The sequence below is a fragment of the Pedococcus sp. P2_F6 genome (assembly GCF_056403675.1).
Genome location: NZ_JBFUEZ010000001.1, coordinates 341,641 through 358,913, shown reverse-complemented (window position 1 = coordinate 358,913; position 17,273 = coordinate 341,641). Strand labels below are relative to the sequence as shown.

Genomic DNA, 17,273 nt, shown 5'->3' with positions numbered 1-17,273 from the left:
TCTCGGCGAAGCTCGGTGCGTCCAGCGCCGTGCTCAGCGCGGGCAGCTCAGTGCGGGACTCGGTGCGGGACGCAGTGCGGAAAAGCTCGGAGCGGTGCTCGCGGGAAAGCTCACTGCAGGAGGGCGGCCAAGGAGTCGTTCGTGCCCATGGCGCGGTCACGCAGGGCTGCCACGTCCGGTCCGGCGTTGAGGACGTCGCGGCTGCTGGCGGGCAGCACGTTGGGCAGGGCGTCCCCGAACACGCGCCGCAGGTCCTCGCTCGTGCCGCCCTGGGCGCCGACCCCGGGCGCGAGGAGCGGTGCCGTGGCCCCGGCTAGGTCGAGACCGAGCTCCTGGACGGCAGAGCCGACCGTCGCCCCGACCACGAGCCCCACACTGCCCAGCTCGCCGCGCTCGCGGGCGGCGGCGTTCTCACCGGCCGCACCAGCCACCATCGACTCGGCGACGCTGACGTCCCGCAGCCGGGCGTGCTGCACGGAGCGACCCTCGGGGTTGGACGTCAGGCCCAGGACGAAGACGCCCCTGCCGGTCTGGGCCGCCAGGTCCAGGGCGGGCCGCAGGGACTCGAACCCCAGGTAGGGGCTCACCGTGACGGCATCGGCGGGCGCGACGGCGTCCTTGCCGAGATAGGCCTCGGCGTAGGCCGCCATGGTCGAGCCGATGTCGCCTCGCTTGGCGTCGAGGATCACGAGGGTGCCCGCCTCACGCAGCGCGAGGATGGCGCGCTCCAGGATGGCGACCCCTCGCGACCCGAACACCTCGAAGAAGGCCGACTGCGGCTTCACCACCCCGACGTGTCCGGCAAAGGCCTCGACGCACGTGTCCGTGAAGGCGGCCAGTCCGTCGACGTCGTATCCGAGCCCCCACGACTCGACCAGGGCGCGGTGGGGATCGATCCCGGCACACAGGGGGCCACGGGAGTCCATCGCCCCGCGCAGCCTTTGTCCGAACGTCAGCTCCGTCATGGTCACGCCAACCTCCCGTGGGCGACACCGACTGCATCGGTGAGTCGCTCGAATCCCTTGTCCTGCAACAGTTCTGCCAGCTCGCGACCCACTCGCACCGGTGCGCTGGGGTCGTTGAACGTCGCTGTGCCCACCTGCACCGCGCTCGCGCCTGCCGCCACCAGCTCCAGCGCGTCCCGTCCGGTGCGCACCCCGCCGACCCCGATGATCGGCACTGTCGGCAGTCGCCCCTCGAGCATCGCGGCCCGTGTCTGCCAGATGGCGCGGACCGCCACCGGCCGGATCGCCGGCCCAGACAGGCCGCCTGTCACCCCTGCCACCTGCGGCCGCAGCCGGTCGGTGTCGATGACCATGCCCAGCAACGTGTTGATCATGGTCAGCCCGTCGGCACCCGCCTTCACACAGGCCTGGGCCACACCGACGATGTCTGTCACGTCGGGAGTGAGCTTGGCGAAGATGGGGATGTCCCGCGGCAGCTGCTCGCGCACCAGTGCGACGACCTTGGCACTGGCCATCGGGTCGCAGGCGAAGACGAGGCCGCGGTTGGCGACGTTGGGACAGGAGATGTTGACCTCCACGCCCACGACCGCGTCGAAGGCGTCACTCGCGCGCAGGGTCGCGGCAACGTCGGCGAACTCGCCGCTGGTGTTGCCGGCGATGGAGACCAGGGTGCGGGCCCCGGCCTGCTTGAGCCAGGCGAGGTCCTTGTCGACGAACGCGGAGATGCCGGGCCCCTGGAGGCCGATCGAGTTGAGCATGCCGGCGGGGGTCTCGGCCATCCGCGGTGTGCCACGTCCCGACCGCGGGTCGGCCATCACCGACTTGGTGACGAAGGCGCCCAGCTCGCGGATGTCGAAGAACCGCGCCAGCTCGCGACCGTTCGCCGCGCAGCCCGAGGCCGTCATCATCGGGCTCGGCAGCGTCACCGACCCGAGCCGCACCGACATGTCGACCGCCATCAGTGACCGCCCACCCGGGGCGCGCCGACCGTGTCGGCGGGCACCCGGCATACCCCGTCGGCGAAGGCGTCCCACCGCACGCGGTCCCCGCGGAACACCGGCCCCTCGACGCAGGACCTCACCATCCGCGTGGCCCCGTCGTTCCCCGTGACGGGCATGACGCAGGTCATGCACACACCCACGCCGCACGCCATCGACTCCTCGACGGCCACCTGGGCGACCGCGCCCTCGGCGGCAGCGACGTCCGTGATCGACTTGAGCATGCCCATGGGTCCGCAGCCGTAGACGACCGAGGCACCGGTGCGCCGGATGACCTCCGGCAGCACGTCGGAGACCCAGCCCTTGGTCCCGGCCGAACCGTCGTCGGTCGTGACCGAGACACCGTCGGCGTAGCGCCGTGCCTCGACGACGCCGAACAGCTTGGACTCGGTGGCGGCCCCCAGGACCATCTCGACGTGGCAGCCCCGAGCGCGCAGCGCCTCGGCCAGCCAGAACAGCGGGGCGCTGCCGTAGCCGCCGCCGACGAGCACGCAGGCCACCGGCTCCTTGGGCAGCGGGAAGGGGCGCCCGAGCGGCCCGACGATGTCGACCTCGTCGTGGGCGCGCAGCGTGCTGAGCCATCGGGTGCCCGGCCCCACGGCCGAGATCACGACGTCGACGGTGCCGCCGTAGGTGCCCGACGGGCTCACCTTGTGGATGGAGAAGCACCGGCGCAACAGGGTGGCGCTCGTGTCACCACCCACGGCGAGGGCCACGAACTGACCCGGATGGGCCAGCTCGGCCAGCCCGGGGGCCACGAAGGTGAGGTGGTGGTAGGCGCCGACCCGTCGGGTCGCGATCAGCTCGCCGGTCACCTGCACCACGCCAGAGCCCTGCGAGGTATGCCGCGTGGTCGCCGCGCTCACGCGACCCCGCCCGCCCCGACGCCGGACGCGGAAGCCGAGCTGCCCGGCCGGACCGCTCCCTTGCCGGTGCCGGTGCCGTAGAGGTCGAGGTCGCGGGCGTGCTCCTGCAACGGCTTCACGGTGAACACGCCGTGCATCTGCGCCTCGATGCCCTGCACCGCCGCCGCCAGCTCCTGGACCGTGGTGACGATCGGCTTGTCCATCGACGTCGTGGCAGCGCGGATGGCGTAACCGTCTGCGCGCGCGTTGGGGCCGCTGGGGGTGTTGACCACCATGGCGATCTCGCCGGCAAGGATCAGGTCGACGATGCTCTCGTCGCCCTCCGATCGCTCGCTGTGCTTGTGGACGACCTGGGACGGGATCCCGTTGCGCCGCAGGACATCCGCGGTGCCCGTCGTGGCCACGATCGTGAAACCGAGATCGGCGAGCCGCTTGACCGGGAAGATCATCGCGCGCTTGTCGCGGTTGGCGACCGAGACGAAGATCCTGCCTTCGCGCGGCAGCCCGGAGCCGGCCGCGAGCATTCCCTTGGCGAACGCCGTCCCGAAGTCCTGGTCGATGCCCATGACCTCACCGGTCGAGCGCATCTCGGGGCCGAGCAGGCTGTCGACGACCTGGCCGTCGCGCGTGCGGAACCGTTTGAAGGGCAGCACGGCCTCCTTGACAGCCACCGGGGCGTGGGCGGGCATCGAGCCCCCGTCGCCGTGCGGCGGCAGCAGCCCCTCCGCGCGGAGCTCCTTGATGGTGGCCCCGAGCATGACCCTGGCCGCTGCCTTGGCGACGGGGACCCCGGTCGCCTTCGCCACGAACGGGACGGTGCGCGACGCGCGGGGATTGGCCTCCAGGACGTAGAGGATGTCCTGGGCCAGCGCGAACTGGACGTTCATCAGGCCGCGCACGCCGATGCCCTCGGCGAGCTTGAGGGTCGCCTCGCGGACGCGTTCCAGCTCGGCCACACCGAGCGTCACCGGCGGCAGGGTGCAGGCCGAGTCGCCGGAGTGGATGCCGGCCTCCTCGATGTGCTCCATGATCCCGCCGAGGTACATCTCCGTGCCGTCGTAGAGCGCGTCCACGTCGATCTCGATCGCGTCGTCGAGGAACCGGTCCACGAGGACGGGGTGCTCGGGGCTCGCAACGGTGGCCCGGGTGACGTAGGTGGCCAGGGTCTCGTCGTCGTAGACGATCTCCATGCCGCGTCCGCCGAGGACGTAGGAGGGGCGCACGAGGACGGGGTAGCCGATCTCGCGGGCGACCTCCACCGCCTCGGCGGCACTGTAGGCAGTGCCGTGCTTGGGTGCCGGCAGCTGCGCCTCGGCCAGGACGCGGCCGAAGGCACCGCGGTCCTCGGCGAGGTCGATGGCCTCCGGGCTGGTGCCGACGATGGGGACGCCGGCCTCCTTGAGAGCCTTGGCCAGACCCAGCGGCGTCTGGCCGCCGAGCTGGACGATGACCCCGGCGACCGGGCCGGCCTGCTGCTCGGCGTGCACGACCTCGAGGACGTCCTCGAGGGTCAGCGGTTCGAAGTAGAGCCGGCTGCTCGTGTCGTAGTCCGTGGAAACGGTCTCGGGGTTGCAGTTGACCATCACGGTGTCGTAGCCCGCCTCGCGCAGGGCGAAGCTGGCGTGGACACACGAGTAGTCGAACTCGACGCCCTGCCCGATCCGGTTGGGACCACTGCCGAGGATGAGGACAGCGGGCTTCTCCCGCGGCGCCACCTCGGTCTCCTCGTCGTAGGTGCTGTAGTGGTACGGCGTCGTGGCAGCGAACTCCGCCGCACACGTGTCGACGGTCTTGTAGACCGGGCGCACGCCGAGGGCGTGCCGCACGCCGCGGACGACCGCCTCCGGCATACCCCGCAACGAGGCGAGCTGCACGTCGCTGAAGCCGTGCCGCTTGGCCAGCCGCAGGAGGGTCGGCGTGAGCTCGGGCGCGGCGACGACCCGGTCGGCGATGGCGTTGACCAGCGCCATCTGGTCGAGGAACCACGGGTCGATGCCGGTGGCCTCGTGGACCTCCTCGACGGACAGGCCGCCGCGCATCGCCTGCTGGACGGTGACGATGCGCCCGTCCGTGGGCGTCCTGGCGGAGTGCAGGAAGGTGCGGGCCTGCTCCTCGCTGGGGGTCGGGCCGTCCCAGTGGAAGGTGCTGTCCTTGCGCTCCATCGACCGCAGCGCCTTCTGCAGCGCCTCGGTGAAGTTGCGGCCGATCGACATCGCCTCACCCACCGACTTCATCGTGGTGGTCAGGGTCGGATCGGCGGCCGGGAACTTCTCGAACGCGAACCGCGGCACCTTGACGACGACGTAGTCGAGGCTGGGCTCGAACGACGCCGGCGTCTCGCGGGTGATGTCGTTGGGCACCTCGTCGAGGGTGTAGCCGATGGCCATCTTCGCGGCGATCTTGGCGATCGGGAACCCGGTCGCCTTGGAGGCCAGCGCGGACGACCGTGACACCCGCGGGTTCATCTCGATGACGATGATCCGGCCGTCGACCGGGTTGACCGCGAACTGGATGTTGCAGCCACCGGTGTCGACACCGACCTCGCGGATGATCGCGATGCCGATGTCGCGCAGCCGCTGGTACTCGCGGTCGGTCAGGGTCAGCGCAGGCGCCACGGTGATCGAGTCACCGGTGTGCACACCCATCGGGTCGAGGTTCTCGATCGAGCAGACCACCACGACGTTGTCGACGTGGTCGCGCATCACCTCGAGCTCGTACTCCTTCCAGCCGGTGATCGACTCCTCGAGGAGCACCTCGGTGACCGGTGAGTACTGCAGGCCGTCTCCGGCGATGCGGCGAAGATCCTTCTCGTCGTAGGCGAAGCCTGAGCCGAGGCCACCCATGGTGAACGACGGGCGGACAACGACCGGATAGCCGAGTTCGGTTGCGGCAGTGAGGCATTCGTCCATCGTGTGGCAGATCAGAGACTTTGCCGACTCCGCGCCGCAGCGCTCTACGACCCCCTTGAACTTCTCGCGGTCCTCGCCGAGCTGGATCGCCTCGACGTTGGCGCCGATGAGGGGGCAGTCGTACTTCTCCAGGACGCCGGACTCGTGCAGGGCGATCGCGCAGTTGAGGGCGGTCTGCCCACCGAGGGTCGCGAGCACCGCGTCCGGGCGCTCGCGGGCGATGATCGCCTCGACGATGTCAGGGGTGATCGGCTCGACGTAGGTCGCGTCCGCGAACTCCGGGTCGGTCATGATGGTGGCCGGGTTGGAGTTGACCAGGATCACCCTGATGCCCTCCTCGCGCAGGACCCGACAGGCCTGCGTGCCGGAGTAGTCGAACTCGCAGGCCTGGCCGATGACGATCGGGCCGGAGCCGATGACGAGAACGCTCTTGATGTCGTCGCGCTTGGGCATCAATTCACCCCACGAAGTTCTGCGCTCGTGCCTCGCTCCGATACTTCACGGGGGCCCCGAATGTCTGGCGAGCTCATACTCCTGCTTTCCATCAGTGTCACGAAACGGTCGAAGAGGTAGCCGGCGTCGTGCGGCCCCGCGGCCGCCTCCGGGTGGTACTGGACCGAGTAGGCAGGCACGTCGAGGCATTCCAGCCCCTCGACGACGTCGTCGTTGAGGCACACGTGCGACACCCGGACCCGTCCGTATGCCGTGCCGTCGGCTTCGTCGGCGGGCGCGGGCACCTCACGGTCGGTCGGGGCGTCGACGGCGAAGCCGTGGTTGTGGGCCGTGACCTCGACCTTGCCGGTGCTGCGGTCCAGCACCGGTTGGTTGATGCCCCGGTGGCCGTACTTCAGCTTGTACGTGCCGAAACCCAGGGCCCGCCCGAGCAGCTGGTTGCCGAAGCAGATGCCGAAGAACGGGATGCGCGAGTCGAGCACCTGGCGAAGCACAGCCACCTCGGCATCGGCGGTCGCCGGGTCACCGGGCCCGTTGGAGAAGAACACCCCGTCGGGGCCGTCCTCCCCCACCGCACGGATGTCCTCGATCGTCGAGGAGGCGGGCAGGACGTGGACCTCGATGCCCTGCTGCGCCATCAGGGTCGGGGTCATCGCCTTGATCCCGAGGTCGAGTGCGGCCACGGTGAACCGTCGTTCCCCGACGGCCGGCACGACGTAGGTCTCCTTGGTGCTCACCTCGGCCGCCAGCGCGGCCCCCTTCATCAGCGGAGCCCGCTGGACGGCGTTGACCAGCTCGGTCACCGGCAGCCCTGCCCGCTCCCCCGAGAAGATGCCGACCCGCATCGCACCCCGCTCGCGCAGGTGCCGGGTCAGGGCACGGGTGTCGATCCCGCTGATGCCCACCACTCCCTGCTCGACCAGTGCGTCCTCGAGCGACCGCTGGGAGCGCCAGCTGGACGGGCGCAGCGCGGGGTCGCGCACGACGTAGCCCGCCACCCAGAACCTGCCCGACTCGTTGTCCTCGTCGTTGACGCCGGTGTTACCGACGTGGGGGGCCGTCATGACGACCACCTGCCGGTGGTAGCTCGGGTCGGTCAGGGTCTCCTGGTAGCCGGTCATCCCCGTGGAGAAGACCGCCTCGCCGACCGTCTGGCCCGTGGCGCCGTAGGTGTCCCCCCGGAAGGTGCGACCGTCCTCGAGGACGAGGAGGGCGGGGGCCCTGTCAAGAGCAGTGGCCAGGTCGAACCCGTGTGCAGCGGCGCTCATGGTGTCGTCTTTCGTTCGGTCTCGGGATCGGTGGGCGCCTCGTCGGCCTGGGTCGTCTCGGCGCCGCCGGCACTCACGGCACTCTCGGTGCTCTCGGTACTGTCGGGGCCGTCTGGCGAGTCACCCGTGTGCCACCACAGGGCCGACTCGACCCGTTCGACGTCCGCCTTGAAACGGGGCAGGAAGCCGGTCTCGTAGACGTCCCCGTTCTCGGCCCGCCACTGCAGCGCCACGAGGCGGTTGGCGCCGACGAACTTGCCGACCATGCCGCGCTCCCGGCGGGCGGAGATGAGTCGGGCGGCCGGGATGATGATGGTGGCCTCGCCCTGCCTGTCGATGCGGACCAGCTCGTCGACGTCTCCGCGACTGACGATGAGGGTCGCCTTGGCACGGTTGCCGAGGCCATCCACCGTCACCCGCTCGAGCCTGCTCTCGGCCGTCGTGGTGCTCACGTAGGTTCCCTCCGCGATGACCTGCGGGGGCTTCTCCTTGAGGGCGGGAGCCTCCAGGGCGTGGTCGCGCGTGGTGCGGTTGCGCTCCAGCGCGATGGCCGCGGACTCGTGCTCGCGCCGCTTGCGCAACCACGCGGCATACAGCAGGGCATAGATCAGGCCGAGGGCCACGAGCATCACGCCCACGGCTTGCAGTCGGGTCACGCGATGGCTCCCTTCTGGGCCGTCACTCGACCGGCGAAGACCGTGGCGTGCACAGCACCCCGCAGGGTGCGCCCGTGCCAGGGGTTGTTGCGGGACAACGACAGCGACGAGCTGCGGTCGACCGTCACGGTGGCCGTCGGGTCGACCAGCGTCAGGTGCGCCGGCGAGCCCTCGACGAGCGCCTGGCCGTGGGAGGTCAGCCCTGCGATGCGGGCCGGCGCCTGCGACATCACGCGCGCCACACCCGCCCAGTCGAGCAGGCCACCGCCCACCATCACGTCGCTCACCACCGACAGCGCCGTCTCGAGCCCGAGCATGCCGAACGCCGCGTCGACGAAAGCGTGCTCCTTGTCGTGCCGGGCATGTGGTGCGTGGTCGGTGGCCACCGCGTCGATGGTGCCGTCGGCGAGCGCGGCGCGCAGGGCGTCGACGTCCTCCTGCGGGCGCAGTGGCGGGTTCACCTTGTAGGTGGGGTCGTAGCCCGCGAGCAGGTCGGTGGTGAGGACCAGGTGGTGGGGCGTGACCTCCGCGGTGACGGCGATCCCCTGGGCTTTGGCCCACCGGATGACCTCCACGGTGCCGGCAGTCGACACGTGCGCGACGTGCACCCGCGAACCCGTGTGCCGGGCCAGCATGACGTCGCGGGCCACGATCGACTCCTCGGCGATGCCGGGCCACCCGGGCAGACCGAGGCGGCCCGAGAGCTCGCCCTCGTGCGCGCAGGCGTGCGGACCGGCGAGGTGGGGGTCCTGGGCGTGCTGGGAGACGACGCCACCGAAGGCGCGGACGTACTCCAGGGCGCGGCGCATGACTCGAGCGTCATGGACGCAGTGGCCGTCGTCGGAGAAGACCGTCACCCGTGCACGGGAGCGGTGCATGAGCCCGAGCTCGGCGAGCTCCTCGCCGTCGAGCCCCTTGGTGACGGCGCCGACGGGCACGACGTCGACCAGCCCGGCCGCGCGCCCCAGGTCGAGGATGCGCTCGGCCGCCTCGGCAGTGTCGGTCACGGGACTGGTGTTGGCCATCGCGAGGATCGCCGTGAAGCCGCCGACAGCCGCCGCGGCCGAACCCGAGCCGATCGTCTCGGCGTCCTCGCGGCCGGGCTCGCGCAGGTGGGTGTGCAGGTCGACCAGACCCGGGAGCGCGACCAGTCCGTCGGCGTCCAGGACATCGGCGCCCTTGGCCGAGCGGATCGACCCCACCTCGGTGATGAGCCCGTCCTCGATCAGCAGGTCCTGGGCGCCCGACCCGAGAAGGTCCGCCCCCGTGACGAGCAGCGTGGCCATCAGCTGTCCTCTCCCTCGTTGCCGGCAAGCAAGTGGTACAGCACCGACATCCGCACCGCGACGCCCGCGCTGACCTGGTCGAGGATCAGCGACTGGGCCCCGTCGGCGGCGTCGGCCGCGATCTCGAGGCCGCGGTTCATCGGGCCCGGGTGGCAGATGACCGCGTCGGGGTTGGCCGCCATGAGGGCATCGAGCCGCGCGCGCGTGAGGCCGTAGCCGACGGTGTACTCGCGGGCCGTCGGGAAGAACCCGCCGCTCATCCGTTCGCGCTGGACCCGCAGCATCATCACCGCGTCGGCGGTGGGCAGGACCGCGTCGAAGTCGTGCGACAGCGCGAAGCCGTCAGCCTGCGCCCACGTCGTGATGCCGCTGGGCATCAGGGTCGGCGGGGCGACGAGCGTGACCCGTGCGCCGAGCGTCTTGAGCGTGATCAGGTTGGAGCGCACCACCCGTGAGTGGGTCAGGTCGCCGACGATGACGACGTGTCGGCCCTCGAGGTCACCGAGGCGGCGCTCCATCGTGTAGGCGTCGAGCAGGGCCTGGGTCGGGTGCTCGTGCATCCCGTCCCCGGCGTTGATGACGTGCGCGTCGACCCACTGGCTGACCTGGTGGGCGGCGCCGCTCGCGTGGTGGCGGATCACGAGGGCATCGACTCCCATCGCCGCCACCGTCAGGACGGTGTCGCGCAGCGACTCCCCCTTGGACGTCGACGAACCCTTGCCACTGATGTTGATGACGTCGGCCGACAGCCACTTTCCGGCGATCTCGAAGGAGCTGCGCGTGCGGGTCGAGTCCTCGAAGAACAGGTTCACGACCGTGCGTCCGCGCAGCGTCGGGAGCTTCTTGACCTCACGCTGCTGGACGCCGTGCATCTCGGACGCGGTGTCGAGGATGGCCCGGACCTGCTCGCGGGACAGGTCAGCGGACGACAGGAGGTGCCGCTTGGTGTGCCGGGGGCCCACCTGCTGCTCGCGCGTCGTGGGGGTGGCGCTGGCGGTGGAGGTGGTGGCGGTCATCGGGCGTCCCCTCCGGCGATGGTGACCTGGTCCTGGACGTGGTCGGGTTCGCTCAGGCGGACTCGCACCTTCTCGGTGCTCGAGGTGGGCAGGTTCTTGCCCACGTGGTCGGCGCGGATCGGCAGCTCACGGTGACCCCGGTCGACGAGAACGGCGAGGCGCACGATGCGCGGACGACCGAGGTCGGACAGCGCGTCCAGTGCGGCGCGGACCGTGCGCCCGGAGTAGAGCACGTCGTCGACGAGCACCACGACCTTGTCGTCGATCCCGCTCGCGGGGATGTCGGTGTGCATCGGGCTGCGGGTCGGCTGCCTGCGCAGGTCGTCACGGTGCATCGTGACGTCGAGGGCACCGACCGCCACCGGGACTCCCTCGACCTCCTCGATAAGGGCGGCCAGCCGGCGCGCCAGCGCGACCCCCCGGGTCGGGATGCCCAGCACGACCAGGTCGGCGGCGCCCTTGTTGTGCTCGAGGATCTCGTGCGCGATCCGCCGCAGCACACGGGCCACGTCGGCCTCGGTCATGACCGTACGGGAGTCGCTGTCCGAGTCATTGCCGGCGCTGCCGGAAGCGTCGACGGAGAGGGAGGCGGGAACGGTGGGTTCAACCGCCGCAGGTGCAGCAAAGTCAGGACGCATCAGCGTCAGGACCTCCTTCCCTGCCTCACAGGACAGGTCGTTAAAGGATGTCTTTCGCGGGTGACTCTACCCGGTGCCGGGACCACGCGGCATACCGGCCCGCCGAGGCGCACCACGCGTTCGGTGCGCAGAGCTCAGGCGAGGGTGGGTTTGACCTCGGCGAGGCGACCGAGCAGGCCGTTGACGAACTTCGGCGAGTCGTCGGTGGACAGGCTCTTGGCCAGCTCGACGGCTTCGGCGATCGCGACGTTCTCGGGGACCTCGGTTGCGTACAGCACCTCGTACGCCCCGAGGCGCAGGATCGCGCGGTCGACGCTGGGCATCCGCTCGAGGGTCCAGCCCTGCGAGTAGGTCGAGAGCAGCTCGTTGATGTCGGTCCAGTGGGCGACCACGCCCTCGACCAGGTCGGAGGTGTACTGGCTGAGCGGTGCCTCGGTGACCGGCTTCGCGAGTCGTTCGGCGAGCAGGTCGCGGGCGTTCAGCCCTCGGTTCTCGGCCTCGAACAGGAGGTCGATCGCGCGCTTGCGTGCCTTCGTCCGTGCGCCCACTTAGTTGACGCGCCCCAGATAGGAGCCGTCGCGGGTGTCGACCTTGACCTTGGCGCCCTGCTCGAGGAACAGCGGGACGTTGATCGTCGCGCCGGTCTCGAGGGTGGCGGGCTTGGTGCCACCGGTGGAGCGGTCGCCCTGCAGGCCCGGCTCGGTGTACGTGATCTCGAGGACGACCGAGGTGGGCAGCTCGACGTAGAGGACGGTGCCCTCGTGCGTCGCGACCTGGGCGCTCTGGTTCTCCAGGAGGTAGTTGGCGACGTCGCCGACGACGCTCTCCGGGATGTGGATCTGGTCGTAGGTCGACCCGTCCATGAAGACGTAGTCGGTACCGTCCTTGTAGAGGTACTGCATGTCACGCCGGTCGACGTTGGCGGTCTCGACCTTCAGCCCCGCGTTGAACGTCTTGTCGACGACCTTGCCGGACAGGACGTGCTTGAGCTTGGTGCGCACGAAGGCCGGGCCCTTGCCGGGCTTGACGTGCTGGAACTCCACGACGGCCCACAGCTGGCCCTCGAGGTTGAGGACCATGCCGTTCTTGAGGTCGTTGGTCGATGCCATGCGGGTGTCACTCTCTGTTTGGGTGCGCAGACTGGTCAGGACTCAGTCCACGAGCCGGTATGCCGCATGGCTGAGCGCGCGCGGCAGTCCCGGAAAGGTTCGGGGTGGGAATCGCCGGACAGTCTAGCCGTCGGCCGCACGCTCCCCCGAATCGCTGCGCAGCCCCACCCGACCCCACAGCCCACCCCACGCAGCCAGCCCGGGTCGGTAACCGCCCGAGGTCGGCTGGACCGCACGCCTAGGCTGGGTGGATGACAGCCACCGACACCGCCCAGGACATGAGCTACCGCGCGCTCGGGTCGAGCGGCCTCATGGTCAGTGCCCTCGGCGTGGGCTGCAACGCCTTCGGCCGCAGAGTGGACCAGGTCGGGGTGGGCTCGATCCTGGCCGCCGCCCGCGACGCCGGCGTGACGCTGCTCGACACCGCCGACATCTACGGAGGCGAGCCCGGGCAGAGCGAGTCGATGCTGGGCGAGGCACTGCGGGGTCAGCGGGACGAGTTCGTGCTGGCGACCAAGTTCGGGATGGACATGCAGGGGGCCAACGGCGAGGACTTCGGAGCGCTGGGTTCGCGCCGCTACGTCCGTCGCGCGGTCGAGGCCAGCCTGCGCCGGCTGCAGACCGACCACATCGACCTGTACCAGCTGCACCGGCCCGACCCGCTGACTCCGCTCGAGGAGACCCTAGAAGCGCTCACCGACCTGGTCCGCGAGGGCAAGGTGCTCTACCTCGGGTGCTCGAACTTCGACGGTTGGCAGGTCGCCGACGCCTCGTGGACGTCGTCGACGGCGGGTCTGGCCTCCTTCGTGTCCGTCCAGAACGAGTACTCGCTCCTCGACCGCTCGGTCGAGGACGAGGTGACGCCTGCCTGCGAACGCTTCGGGCTCGGCATCCTGCCGTTCTTCCCCCTGGCCCGTGGCCTGCTCACGGGAAAGTACCGGCGAGGTGCAGTCGCGCCTGAGGGTTCGCGCGCGGCGCTGGAGTCAGACCGGGCCGGGTGGCTCGCGGAAGCGGACTGGGACCGGGTCGAGGCGCTGCAGGGCTTTGCCGCCGAGCGCGACGTCGAGCTGCTGGACGTCGCCATCGGCGGTCTCGCCGCGCAGCCGGCCGTCACGTCGGTCATCGCCGGGGCGACGACCGCGGAGCAGGTGACCCGCAACGCCCGCGCCGCGGGCTGGCAGCCCACCGCCGCTGACCTCGTCGCGCTCGACGAGCTCTGAGCGGCGACGCCTCAGCGAGGTGCACCGGGTGACGACACGGCATACCCCCGGCGTGCTGAGGTGCGACGGCGGGGTCAGACACCGATCGTCAGGTTGGCCACGTAGCCGTCGGTGATGTTTCCGGTGACGGTGGCGAGCTGGTAGATCCCGCCGTCGTTGCCGAACACCATGTCCTGGGTCACGGAGGTCCGGGCGAGGTTCTGGACGCTGGCCTCGTAGCCCGTGGTCGCGTAGACCTCCTTGCAGGCCGCCTCCGGAAGGGCGATCTGCGAGGTCTTGACGATCTGGCCGCTGCTCGTCGCGTCGTCCACCGACGAGTAGACCTCGAAGTGGATGTGGGGCCAACGCCCGTCGTAGGCCGCGGGGAAGATGCTGGTGTACGTCGCCATCCCCGCCGCGTTCGTCGCCTGTACGCCGCGCAGGTAGTTCTCATCCTCGACGCCCTGGGAGTACAGCGAGTACTGACCGTCGCGGTTGCAGTGCCACAGGTAGACCGCCGCGCCCTGCATGGCTGCGTAGCCGTTGCCGCCGTCGGTCACCGTGAGGTTGATCGTGAGCGGGATGCCCTCGGCCCTGGTCGTCGACGAACCGAAGCTGGTGGTGATGTCGGAGCGCACGATGCCGGAGTCGTCGAGGACATTGGGGCCGTTCGAGCCGTCGCCCGGGTAGGGCCCTCCGGTCTCGTCGGGCACCTCGGCCTTCGGCGTCGCGCCTGAGGCGCTGGAACCCGAAGCGCTGCTCGTGGGGGAGCCGGAGGTGCCCGAGCCGGCGGACGTCCCACACGCGGCCAGCGCCGCTCCGGCGCCGAGCCCGCCGAGCAGGCCCAGGACTCGCCGACGGCCCAGCAGCGTAGCCACGTCGAACTCCAGGCCACGGTCGTGTCGGTCGTCGTGGGCGTTGCCGAAGTGGTCGACGCCGTGATCCTCTGAATTCTGGTTCGCGCTCATGCCCCCACTGTGGGCGATCCGGCCATCCACCTCTTGTGTGGCTGCTGTGCGCTGTCTGTGAGCCCCGAGGTTGGGCTGCTGGTCAGTCGCGGCTTATCTCGGCGTACGCAGCCTGGAGCAGGGCAGGATCCGGCCCCTCCAGCCGGACCGGTCTGGCCAGCCCGGACAGGATGACGAACCGGAGCAGCGACCCGCGCGACTTCTTGTCGCGCCTCATCGCGTCCAGCAACTGCGGCCACTTGTCGCCCCGGTAGGACACCGGCAGACCCAGCGAGCCCAGGATCGACCGGTGCCGCTCCACCAGGGCGTCGTCCATCTTCCCCGCGAGGCGGGCGAGCTCGGCGACGTAGACCATGCCGATCGACACCGCGGCCCCGTGCCGGAACGCATAGCGCTCGACCTGCTCGACCGCGTGCCCGAAGGTGTGGCCGTAGTTCAGGATCTCTCGCAGGTCGGCCTCCTTGAGATCCTGCGAGACCACGTCCGCCTTGACCTGGACGGCGCGCTCGATGAGGTCGCGGACGTGCGGACCGTCGGCCCGCTTCACTGCGTCGGGGTCGGCCTCGACCAGGTCGAGGATGACGGGGTCGGCGATGAAACCGCACTTGACGACCTCTGCCAGCCCGGCCACGAAGTCATGGGTCGGCAAGGTCTCCAGCGTCGCGAGGTCGCACAGCACCCCGGCCGGGGGGTGGAACGACCCGACGAGGTTCTTGCCCTCGGGTGTGTTGATCCCGGTCTTGCCGCCCACGGCCGCATCGACCATGGCGAGCAGGGTCGTGGGGACGTGCACGACCTTGATGCCGCGCAGCCAGGTCGCCGCGACGAACCCCGCGAGATCGGTGGTCGCCCCTCCCCCGACGCTCACGATGGCGTCGGAGCGGGTGAACCCGGCTTGTCCCAGGACACCCCACAGGAAGGCGGCGACCTGCGCGGTCTTGGCTTCCTCGGCGTCAGGCACTTCCGCGGCATACGCCTCGAAACCCTTGGCCACCAACGCTTCGCGCACGCCCTCGCCCGTGGCCGCGAGTGCCCGCGGGTGCACCACGAGCACTCGCTGGACTCCCTCGCCGACCAGTCCGGGCAGCTCGTCGAGGAGGCCGGTGCCGATGACGACGTCGTAGTCCCCTCCGACGCTGATGCGGGTGGTGCTCATGCCTGCCCTCCAGTGGGTGCGCCGAGGAACGCCAGGATCTCCTCGACCACGGCGGCGGGCTTGCGGCCCGCCGTGTCGACCCTCAGGGTGGCCAGCCGCTGGTAGGTCGGTCGGCGCTCGTTCATCATCTTGGTCCAGCTCGCCCGGGGGTTGACCATGAGCAGCGGGCGACTGGCGTCGAACCCGATCCGTCGCGCGGCGTCCGCGATGCCCACGTCGAGGAAGACCACGGTGTGCCCGGCCAGGGCGGCCTGCACCTCGGGGTCCATCGGCGCTCCGCCTCCGACCGACAGGATCCCGGGCTCCTGCGCCAGGGAGCGCAGCACCTCGGCGCGCTCGAGCTCGCGGAAGTGGGCTTCGCCGTGGTCGACGAACACGTCTGCGATCGACTGCCCCGCGGCTGCCTCGACGGCGCGGTCGGTGTCGTGCCAGGCAAGGTCGAGAGCTTTGCCGAGACGGCGGCCGATCGTGCTCTTGCCCACCCCGGGCGGCCCGATCAGGACCACGCGGGGTCCGGCTGTGCCGCTCACCACGTGCGCATCGCCTCGGGGATGGAGGCGAGGTATGCCGCGTGGTTGCGAGCCGTCTCGGTCACCGAGTCCCCACCGAACTTCTCGAGGCAGGCCTGCGCGAGCACGAGGGCCACCATCGCCTCGGCCACCACTCCGGCCGCCGGCACCGCGCACACGTCTGAGCGCTGGTGGATCGCCTTGGCCGCCTCGGCGCCCGTGGTGTCGACGGTGTCGAGGGCGCGGGGCACTGTCGAGATGGGCTTCATCGCGGCACGCACGCGCAGGACGTCACCGGTCGACATGCCACCCTCGGTGCCCCCGGCGCGTCCGGTGCGCCGCTGGATGACTCCGGATGCGTCGCGCTCCATCTCGTCGTGGGCAGCAGACCCACGACGGGCTGCGGTGCGGAAGCCGTCGCCGACCTCCACACCCTTGATGGCCTGGATGCCCATGAGGGCCGCGGCGAGCTGGGCATCGAGCCGCCGGTCCCAGTGGACGTGCGAACCCAGGCCCGGCGGCAGCCCGTAGGCCACGACCTCCACGACGCCGCCGAGGGTGTCGCCGTCCTTCTTGGCCGCCTCGACCTCGGCCACCATCGCCGCGGAGCCAGCAGGGTCGAGGGTGCGCACGGGGTCGGCGTCGATCTGCTCGACCTGGTCGGGGGTCGGCAGCGGTGCGTCCTCGGACACGCCCGCAGCGCCGATGGCGACCGTGTGCGAGACGAGCCGGATGCCATAGGCCTGGTCGAGGAAGCGGGACGCCACCTCACCCAGGGCGACCCGGGCGGCCGTCTCGCGGGCGGAGGCCCGCTCGAGCACCGGCCGCGCGTCGTCGAAGCCGTACTTCTGCATGCCGACGAGGTCGGCGTGGCCCGGGCGCGGTCGGGTCAGGGGTCGGTTGCGGGCGACCTCCTTCTCGGCGTTCACGTCGTCGGACGCGGCGTAGGCCTCTTCGGACACGGGGTCGGGAGACATCACCGTCTCCCACTTCGGCCACTCGGTGTTGCCGATCCGGATGGCGACGGGGGACCCCATGGTCACGCCGTGGCGCAGACCTCCGAGGAACTCGACGTCGTCCTGCTCGAACTTCATCCGAGCGCCACGGCCGAAGCCGAGTCGGCGGCGGGCCAGTGCGGCGGCAACGTCCTTGGTCGTCACCTCGACCCCGGCCGGGAGACCCTCGATCGTCGCGAGGAGGGCCGGGCCGTGGGACTCACCTGCGGTCAACCAGCGAAGCATGTCCCGATCCTCCCATGCAGGGCACGGGCCGGTTCG

Annotated in this window: 16 protein-coding genes; 1 reads left to right on the top strand and 15 read right to left on the bottom strand. The window is 70.6% G+C overall.

The genetic code is table 11. The features are described from left to right. Positions 1-110 precede the first annotated feature (110 nt). From pyrF to efp, 11 genes are all read right to left on the bottom strand, one after another. Positions 111-965 carry an orotidine-5'-phosphate decarboxylase gene (gene pyrF / locus AC1DWP_RS01685; protein ID WP_477612714.1) on the bottom strand — a complete coding sequence of 285 codons (855 nt, stop codon included), beginning with the start codon at positions 963-965 and terminating at the stop codon, positions 111-113. Between the two features lie 2 nt (positions 966-967). Continuing rightward, positions 968-1,924: a dihydroorotate dehydrogenase gene (locus AC1DWP_RS01680; protein WP_477612713.1), complete on the bottom strand. Its 957-nt coding sequence runs from the start codon at positions 1,922-1,924 to the stop codon at positions 968-970. Beyond that, positions 1,924-2,829 carry a dihydroorotate dehydrogenase electron transfer subunit gene (locus tag AC1DWP_RS01675; RefSeq protein ID WP_477612712.1) on the bottom strand — a complete coding sequence of 302 codons (906 nt, stop codon included), beginning with the start codon at positions 2,827-2,829 and terminating at the stop codon, positions 1,924-1,926. The genes AC1DWP_RS01680 and AC1DWP_RS01675 overlap by 1 nt, the downstream gene beginning before the upstream one ends. Next, complete coding sequence (gene carB, locus AC1DWP_RS01670) at positions 2,826-6,191, bottom strand: carbamoyl-phosphate synthase large subunit (RefSeq protein ID WP_477612711.1); 3,366 nt, start codon at positions 6,189-6,191, stop codon at positions 2,826-2,828. Before carB ends, AC1DWP_RS01675 begins: the two co-directional genes overlap by 4 nt. Beyond that, positions 6,191-7,459, bottom strand: a complete 1,269-nt coding sequence (gene carA, locus AC1DWP_RS01665; protein ID WP_477612710.1) for a glutamine-hydrolyzing carbamoyl-phosphate synthase small subunit — start codon at positions 7,457-7,459, stop codon at positions 6,191-6,193. The genes carB and carA overlap by 1 nt, the downstream gene beginning before the upstream one ends. After that, complete coding sequence (locus tag AC1DWP_RS01660) at positions 7,456-8,115, bottom strand: PH-like domain-containing protein (RefSeq protein WP_477612709.1); 660 nt, start codon at positions 8,113-8,115, stop codon at positions 7,456-7,458. Before AC1DWP_RS01660 ends, carA begins: the two co-directional genes overlap by 4 nt. Next, positions 8,112-9,401: a dihydroorotase gene (locus tag AC1DWP_RS01655; RefSeq protein ID WP_477612708.1), complete on the bottom strand. Its 1,290-nt coding sequence runs from the start codon at positions 9,399-9,401 to the stop codon at positions 8,112-8,114. The genes AC1DWP_RS01660 and AC1DWP_RS01655 overlap by 4 nt, the downstream gene beginning before the upstream one ends. Beyond that, positions 9,401-10,417, bottom strand: coding sequence for an aspartate carbamoyltransferase catalytic subunit (locus tag AC1DWP_RS01650; RefSeq protein WP_477612707.1), 1,017 nt, complete (start codon positions 10,415-10,417; stop codon positions 9,401-9,403). The genes AC1DWP_RS01655 and AC1DWP_RS01650 overlap by 1 nt, the downstream gene beginning before the upstream one ends. Continuing rightward, positions 10,414-11,058 (bottom strand): bifunctional pyr operon transcriptional regulator/uracil phosphoribosyltransferase PyrR, encoded by a 645-nt coding sequence (gene pyrR, locus AC1DWP_RS01645; RefSeq protein ID WP_477613413.1) that lies wholly within the window; start codon positions 11,056-11,058, stop codon positions 10,414-10,416. The genes AC1DWP_RS01650 and pyrR overlap by 4 nt, the downstream gene beginning before the upstream one ends. A gap of 131 nt (positions 11,059-11,189) precedes the next feature. Continuing rightward, positions 11,190-11,603, bottom strand: a complete 414-nt coding sequence (gene nusB / locus AC1DWP_RS01640) for a transcription antitermination factor NusB (protein ID WP_477612706.1) — start codon at positions 11,601-11,603, stop codon at positions 11,190-11,192. Continuing rightward, on the bottom strand, positions 11,604-12,164 hold the full coding sequence (gene efp, locus AC1DWP_RS01635) for an elongation factor P (RefSeq protein WP_477612705.1): 561 nt from the start codon (positions 12,162-12,164) through the stop codon (positions 11,604-11,606). A gap of 251 nt (positions 12,165-12,415) precedes the next feature. On the opposite strand from efp, the gene AC1DWP_RS01630 reads away from it, so the two are divergent. Next, a complete protein-coding gene (locus tag AC1DWP_RS01630) occupies positions 12,416-13,384 on the top strand; it encodes an aldo/keto reductase (protein ID WP_477612704.1) in 969 nt (322 codons plus the stop codon). A gap of 74 nt (positions 13,385-13,458) precedes the next feature. Here AC1DWP_RS01630 and AC1DWP_RS01625 read toward each other — a convergent pair whose 3' ends face one another. From AC1DWP_RS01625 to aroC, 4 genes are all read right to left on the bottom strand, one after another. Further along, positions 13,459-14,331, bottom strand: coding sequence for a peptidase associated/transthyretin-like domain-containing protein (locus tag AC1DWP_RS01625; protein ID WP_477612703.1), 873 nt, complete (start codon positions 14,329-14,331; stop codon positions 13,459-13,461). 82 nt (positions 14,332-14,413) lie between these two features. Beyond that, a complete protein-coding gene (aroB, locus tag AC1DWP_RS01620; protein ID WP_477612702.1) occupies positions 14,414-15,487 on the bottom strand; it encodes a 3-dehydroquinate synthase in 1,074 nt (357 codons plus the stop codon). Continuing rightward, the gene (locus AC1DWP_RS01615; RefSeq protein ID WP_477612701.1) at positions 15,484-16,017 is read right to left on the bottom strand and encodes a shikimate kinase; all 534 of its coding nucleotides are present in this window, start codon (positions 16,015-16,017) and stop codon (positions 15,484-15,486) included. The genes aroB and AC1DWP_RS01615 overlap by 4 nt, the downstream gene beginning before the upstream one ends. Further along, positions 16,014-17,237 carry a chorismate synthase gene (aroC, locus tag AC1DWP_RS01610; RefSeq protein ID WP_477612700.1) on the bottom strand — a complete coding sequence of 408 codons (1,224 nt, stop codon included), beginning with the start codon at positions 17,235-17,237 and terminating at the stop codon, positions 16,014-16,016. The genes AC1DWP_RS01615 and aroC overlap by 4 nt, the downstream gene beginning before the upstream one ends. Positions 17,238-17,273 lie beyond the last annotated feature (36 nt).